At 70.2% G+C, this 5,766-nt stretch carries 6 protein-coding genes and 5 tRNA genes; 10 read left to right on the forward strand and 1 reads right to left on the reverse strand.

Features of this window, described 5'->3' with window-relative positions; all coding sequences use genetic code 11:
- Positions 1-134 precede the first annotated feature (134 nt).
- The 6 genes from AB0C99_RS39340 (at position 135) to AB0C99_RS39365 (ending at position 1,472) form a co-directional block, all read left to right on the forward strand.
- A complete protein-coding gene (locus AB0C99_RS39340) occupies positions 135-857 on the forward strand; it encodes an HAD family hydrolase (RefSeq protein WP_362485277.1) in 723 nt (240 codons plus the stop codon).
- Positions 858-953: 96 nt separating this feature from the next.
- Positions 954-1,025: transfer RNA gene (locus AB0C99_RS39345), tRNA-Gln, on the forward strand.
- A 42-nt stretch (positions 1,026-1,067) separates the two neighbouring features.
- A tRNA-Glu gene (locus AB0C99_RS39350) sits at positions 1,068-1,140 on the forward strand.
- Between the two features lie 61 nt (positions 1,141-1,201).
- A tRNA-Glu gene (locus tag AB0C99_RS39355) sits at positions 1,202-1,274 on the forward strand.
- A gap of 14 nt (positions 1,275-1,288) precedes the next feature.
- Positions 1,289-1,360 (forward strand) — tRNA-Gln (locus AB0C99_RS39360).
- A gap of 39 nt (positions 1,361-1,399) precedes the next feature.
- Positions 1,400-1,472 (forward strand) — tRNA-Glu (locus tag AB0C99_RS39365).
- A gap of 144 nt (positions 1,473-1,616) precedes the next feature.
- Here AB0C99_RS39365 and ndgR read toward each other — a convergent pair.
- Positions 1,617-2,333, reverse strand: coding sequence for an IclR family transcriptional regulator NdgR (gene ndgR / locus AB0C99_RS39370; protein ID WP_017235973.1), 717 nt, complete (start codon positions 2,331-2,333; stop codon positions 1,617-1,619).
- A gap of 141 nt (positions 2,334-2,474) precedes the next feature.
- Here ndgR and leuC point away from each other — a divergent pair, with 141 nt between their 5' ends.
- The 4 genes from leuC (at position 2,475) to AB0C99_RS39390 (ending at position 5,657) form a co-directional block, all read left to right on the forward strand.
- A complete protein-coding gene (gene leuC, locus AB0C99_RS39375) occupies positions 2,475-3,899 on the forward strand; it encodes a 3-isopropylmalate dehydratase large subunit (RefSeq protein ID WP_362485278.1) in 1,425 nt (474 codons plus the stop codon).
- A 6-nt stretch (positions 3,900-3,905) separates the two neighbouring features.
- On the forward strand, positions 3,906-4,499 hold the full coding sequence (leuD, locus tag AB0C99_RS39380) for a 3-isopropylmalate dehydratase small subunit (RefSeq protein WP_362485280.1): 594 nt from the start codon (positions 3,906-3,908) through the stop codon (positions 4,497-4,499).
- Between the two features lie 104 nt (positions 4,500-4,603).
- Positions 4,604-4,831 carry a hypothetical protein gene (locus AB0C99_RS39385; protein ID WP_362485281.1) on the forward strand — a complete coding sequence of 76 codons (228 nt, stop codon included), beginning with the start codon at positions 4,604-4,606 and terminating at the stop codon, positions 4,829-4,831.
- 142 nt (positions 4,832-4,973) lie between these two features.
- Positions 4,974-5,657: an HU family DNA-binding protein gene (locus AB0C99_RS39390; protein ID WP_362485283.1), complete on the forward strand. Its 684-nt coding sequence runs from the start codon at positions 4,974-4,976 to the stop codon at positions 5,655-5,657.
- Positions 5,658-5,766: the final 109 nt, after the last annotated feature.

Here is a 5,766-nt window from a genome sequence, read left to right on the forward strand (position 1 = left end):
GCGGGCGGTTCGGCGGGGAGGGGTGCAAGGATGGGCACGCCATGACACCGGACCACTCCGGGCGCCGCCCCCTAGGCGTTCCCGGGCCCGGGAACACCCGGCCGTGACCCTCGTCACGGCGGTACGGTCGGGGCATGGGCATCCGCGCGGTCCTCTGGGACATCGACGACACGATCTTCGACTACGCGAGCGCCGACCACGAGGGGATGCGCGCGCACCTCGCCGCCGAGGGCCTCGCGGGCGGCGACGAGACGGTGGAGGAGGCCCTGGCCCGCTGGAAGGAGCTCACGACGCTGCACTGGCGCCGCTTCGAGGCCGGCGGGGTGGACTTCCTCGACCAGCGCCGCGACCGGGTCCGGGACTTCCTCGGACGCCCCGGGCTGGACGCCGCCGGGGCCGACGCCTGGTTCGCGCGCTACCTCGCCCACTACGAGGCCGCCTGGGAGCTCTTCCCGGACGCGCTGCCCGCGCTGGACCTGCTCGCGGGGGAGTACCGGCAGGCGGTCCTGTCGAACTCCAGCATCCACAACCAGGAGCGCAAGCTGCGCGTCCTCGGCGTGCGCGACCGCTTCGAGGCCGTCCTGTGCGCCGCCGAGCTCGGGGTCGCCAAGCCCGCCGCCGCGGCGTTCCACGCGGCCTGCGACACCCTGGGGCTGCCGCCCGAGCAGGTCGCGTACGTCGGGGACCAGCCCGACACCGACGCCCGGGGCGCGGCCGAGGCGGGGCTGCGGGGCATCTGGCTGGACCGCGCGGACACCGGCGGACGCCCCGAGCTGACCCGCGTCACCGACCTCCGCCAGCTGTCCCGGGTCCTGCGGGGGGATACGCGTTTTGGAGCACCGTCCACCTTCGGGTAATGTTCTTCCTGCGCCGAGGGAAACGGGCCGAAAGGCCGGAAAGCCCCGGAAGCGCAAACCGAGCAAGATCCTCTCCTCGGAGAGATCACGCCCCGGTGGCCTATGGTGTAATTGGCAGCACGACTGATTCTGGTTCAGTTAGTCTTGGTTCGAGTCCAGGTAGGCCAGCTCGCAGAGCTCATCTGCAAAACCGTGGATGGCATCCACAAAGCCCCCGTTGTGTAGCGGCCTAGCACGCCGCCCTCTCAAGGCGGTAGCGCCGGTTCGAATCCGGTCGGGGGTACAGATCCTTCCCGCGGGATCACTTGGGTAGCTCCCGGTGAACCCGATGCAGGATCGCTAGGGCCCCCGTTGTGTAGCGGCCTAGCACGCCGCCCTCTCAAGGCGGTAGCGCCGGTTCGAATCCGGTCGGGGGTACGGTGTAACCACCATGGCCTATGGTGTAATTGGCAACACTACGGTTTCTGGTACCGTCATTCTTGGTTCGAGTCCAGGTAGGCCAGCTCGCAGAGCTCATCTGCATCGCGGATCTCATCCGCAAGGCCCCCGTTGTGTAGCGGCCTAGCACGCCGCCCTCTCAAGGCGGTAGCGCCGGTTCGAATCCGGTCGGGGGTACGAGACGAGGAAGCCCTTCCCTTCGGGGGAGGGCTTCTTTGTTGTTCGGGTTCCTGGTGCAGGTACAACTCCGGCCCACCGCTGCGGCGTTGGAGCGGTGGGCCGGTATCGGACGGATGGCCCGGGAGCGGGCCGGGGGAGGGATCAGCCGTTGCGGCGCAGGGCCTCGGAGAGGCGCGCGGCCGCGTCGATGACCGCCTGGGCGTGCATCCGGCCCGGGTGGCGGGTCAGGCGCTCGATCGGGCCGGAGACCGACACGGCGGCCACCACCCGGTTCGAGGGGCCCCGCACGGGCGCGGAGACGGAGGCGACCCCCGGCTCCCGCTCGCCGATCGACTGGGCCCAGCCGCGGCGCCGTACGCCCGACAGGGCCGTCGCCGTGAAGCGGGCGCCCTGGAGGCCGCGGTGCAGCCGCTCGGGCTCCTCCCAGGCCATCAGGATCTGCGCGGACGAACCGGCCTTCATGGTCAGCGTCGAGCCGACCGGGACGGTGTCCCGCAGTCCGGACAGCCGCTCGGCCGCCGCCACGCAGATGCGCATGTCGCCCTGGCGCCGGTAGAGCTGCGCGCTCTCGCCGGTGACGTCGCGCAGATGCGTCAGCACCGGCCCGGCCGTCGCCAGCAGGCGGTCCTCGCCGGCCGCGGCGGCGAGCTCCGACAGCCGCGGTCCGAGGATGAACCGGCCCTGCATGTCGCGGGCCACCATCCGGTGGTGTTCCAAAGCCACGGCGAGACGGTGTGCCGTGGGTCGTGCGAGTCCCGTCGCCGCGACCAGACCTGCGAGGGTGGCCGGACCGGACTCCAGGGCGCTCAGGACAAGGGCTGCCTTGTCGAGAACGCCTACGCCGCTAGAGTTGTCCATGCAACGATATTCGCGTCTCACTCTGTGAAACGCAAGTTCAATTTTCCGAGGAACTTGTCACTCTGGTGGGGCGGCCGCACAACGGCCCGCCAAACGGGTCTCTAGTGGTGCCGGCGCACGCCGCCGGCCGGAGGGAAAGCGATGGGTAGGACACTCGCGGAGAAGGTCTGGGACGACCACGTCGTCCGGCGCGCCGAAGGCGAGCCCGACCTCCTCTTCATCGATCTGCACCTCCTGCACGAGGTCACCAGCCCCCAGGCGTTCGACGGGCTCCGGCAGAACGGCCGGCAGGTGCGGCGCCTCGACCTCACCATCGCGACCGAGGACCACAACACCCCCACCCTCGACATCGACAAGCCGATCGCCGACCCGGTCTCCCGCGCCCAGCTGGAGACCCTGCGGAAGAACTGCGCCGAGTTCGGCGTGCGGCTGCACCCGCTCGGCGACGTCGAGCAGGGCGTCGTCCACGTGGTGGGACCGCAGCTGGGCCTGACCCAGCCGGGCACCACCGTGGTCTGCGGCGACTCGCACACCTCCACCCACGGCGCCTTCGGCGCGCTGGCCTTCGGCATCGGCACCAGCCAGGTCGAGCACGTGCTGGCCACCCAGACGCTGCCGCTGGCCCGCCCCAAGACCATGGCCATCACGGTCGACGGCGAGCTGCCCGAGGACGTCACCGCCAAGGACCTGATCCTGGCGATCATCGCCAAGATCGGCACCGGCGGCGGCCAGGGCTACATCCTGGAGTACCGCGGCTCCGCCATCGAGAAGCTCTCGATGGAGGCCCGGATGACCATCTGCAACATGTCGATCGAGGCCGGCGCCCGGGCGGGCATGATCGCCCCCGACGCCACCACCTTCGCCTACCTGGAGGGCCGCGCCCACGCCCCCGAGGGCGAGGACTGGGACGCCGCCGTCGCGTACTGGAAGACCCTGAGGTCCGACGAGGACGCCGTCTTCGACGCCGAGGTCGTCATCGACGCCGCGTCGCTGGCCCCCTTCGTGACCTGGGGCACCAACCCGGGCCAGGGCGCGCCGCTTTCGGCGAACGTCCCCGACCCCGCTTCGTACGATGACGCTTCGGAGCGCCTGGCCGCCGAAAAGGCGCTGGAGTACATGGGGTTGACCGCCGGGCAGCCGCTGCGCGACATCCGGGTCGACACCGTCTTCGTGGGCTCCTGCACCAACGGGCGCATCGAGGACCTGCGCAACGCGGCCTCGCTGCTGGAGGGCCGCAAGGTCGCCGACGGCGTCCGCATGCTGGTCGTCCCCGGCTCGGTCCGGGTCGCCCTGCAGGCCGTCGAGGAGGGCCTGGACAAGGTCTTCAAGGAGGCCGGCGCCGAATGGCGGCACGCGGGCTGCTCGATGTGCCTGGGCATGAACCCCGACCAACTGGCCCCCGGCGAGCGTTCCGCGTCGACCTCCAACCGCAACTTCGAGGGCCGGCAGGGCAAGGGCGGGCGCACTCACCTGGTCTCCCCCCAGGTCGCCGCCGCCACCGCCGTCCTGGGCCACCTGGCCTCCCCGGCCGATCTGTCCGACGTCGCCACCACCGCGGGGGTCTGAGGAACCATGGAAGCATTCACCACCCACACCGGCCGGGCCGTCCCGCTGCGCCGCAGCAACGTCGACACCGACCAGATCATCCCCGCGCACTGGCTCAAGAAGGTCACCCGCGACGGCTTCGAGGACGGCCTGTTCGAGGCGTGGCGCAAGGACGAGCAGTTCGTCCTCAACCGCCCCGAGCGGCAGGGCGCCACGGTCCTGGTCGCCGGCCCCGACTTCGGCACCGGCTCCTCCCGCGAGCACGCCGTCTGGGCGCTCCAGAACTACGGCTTCAAGACCGTCATCTCGGCCCGCTTCGCCGACATCTTCCGCGGCAACTCGCTGAAGAACGGACTGCTGACCGTGGTCCTGCCGCAGGAGACCGTCGACGCCCTCTGGGAGCTGACCGAGGCCGACCCGACCGCCGAGGTCACCGTCGACCTGGAGGCCCGCAAGGTCGTGGCCCCCGGGATCGACGCCGACTTCGAGCTCGACGAGAACGCCCGCTGGCGGCTGCTGAACGGCCTGGACGACATCAGCCTCACCCTTCAGAACGAAGCGGACATCGCGGCCTACGAGGCCACCCGCCCGGCCTTCAAGCCCCGTACAATTACGGTCTGAGCAGCGCTTTTCCAAGACTGCGCCCCCCACCGCCCGGTGGGGGGCGCAGTCGCTTGTTGAGACCCCGTCGGGCGACAACTCGCCCTAGATGGCACAATCGGTGCATGGAACGCGACAGCCAACTCAGGCTCTATGAGGCAGTCGCCGCCCGATTGAAGGAAGCGCACACAAGAGTGCGCTCACTGCAAGTCCCGGAGGGCGTAAGGATGGCGCTGTCCCGGAAGCTGCTGGTCATCACGGCCGCGGCGAAGCACGATCTCTCGGACGCGGCAACGCGTCTGGACCGGTTGATGAAGGACCTCGACGAGGGCCGATTCCCTGAAGACGACTGACACCAGGAACTCCGTAACGTGCTTCCGCGTTGCGGCAGTAGGGTGATTAGCCCGTTTCGTGTTTGATTTGCGGTATATACATGCCTAACGTGCGAAATAGCTTGAACACTTTCGTTCCGGCAATGTCTCCGAAGGGGAAGACGTGAACAAGGCGCAGCTCGTAGAAGCGATTGCCGACAAGATGGGCGGCCGCCAGCAGGCCGCCGACGCCGTCGACCACGTGCTCGACGCCATCGTGCGTGCCGTGGTCAGCGGGGACCGGGTCTCGGTCACCGGCTTCGGCTCGTTCGAGAAGGTCGACCGCCCGGCCCGCTACGCGCGCAACCCGCAGACGGGTGAGCGCGTCCGGGTCAAGAAGACCTCCGTTCCGCGCTTCCGCGCGGGCCAGGGCTTCAAGGACCTGGTCAGCGGCTCGAAGAAGCTCCCCAAGGGCGGCGAGGTCTCCGTCAAGAAGGCCCCCAAGGGCAGCCTGACCGGCGGCGCGGCCTCCGCGACCGTCAAGAAGGCCGCGGCCAAGAAGGCCACGACCGCCAAGAAGGCCGCCGCGAAGAAGGCGACCCCGGCCAAGAAGACCACGGCCGCCGTGAAGAAGACCACCGCGGCGAAGAAGACCACCACGGCGGCGGCGAAGAAGGCCACCACCGCGGCGAAGAAGACGACCGCGGCCGCGAAGAAGGCGGCCCCGGCGAAGAAGGCGGCGGTCACGGCCAAGAAGACCGTCGCCAAGAAGACCGCGCCGGCGAAGAAGGCCACCGCGAAGAAGGCGCCCGCCAAGAAGACGACGGCGCGCAAGACCACCGCGAAGAAGGCCGCCGCGAAGAAGTAAGGCGGCAGCTGCTCACCCGCCGGGCCGGGGGGCCCCCCGGGGGGCCCCCCCCCCCCGCCGGGCCCGCCGAAAGGAGTGTCGGGGGGAAGGGGGGGAGGCCCGGGGGCGC

This window comes from Streptomyces sp. NPDC048659, assembly GCF_040650575.1.
GTDB lineage: Bacteria > Actinomycetota > Actinomycetes > Streptomycetales > Streptomycetaceae > Streptomyces.

Coding starts and splice junctions, on each gene's coding strand:
- AB0C99_RS39340 (WP_362485277.1), top strand. CDS start 135: ATGGGCATCCGCGCGGTCCTCTGGGACATCGACGACACGATCTTCGAC.
- ndgR (WP_017235973.1), bottom strand. CDS start 2,333: ATGGACAACTCTAGCGGCGTAGGCGTTCTCGACAAGGCAGCCCTTGTC.
- leuC (WP_362485278.1), top strand. CDS start 2,475: ATGGGTAGGACACTCGCGGAGAAGGTCTGGGACGACCACGTCGTCCGG.
- leuD (WP_362485280.1), top strand. CDS start 3,906: ATGGAAGCATTCACCACCCACACCGGCCGGGCCGTCCCGCTGCGCCGC.
- AB0C99_RS39385 (WP_362485281.1), top strand. CDS start 4,604: ATGGAACGCGACAGCCAACTCAGGCTCTATGAGGCAGTCGCCGCCCGA.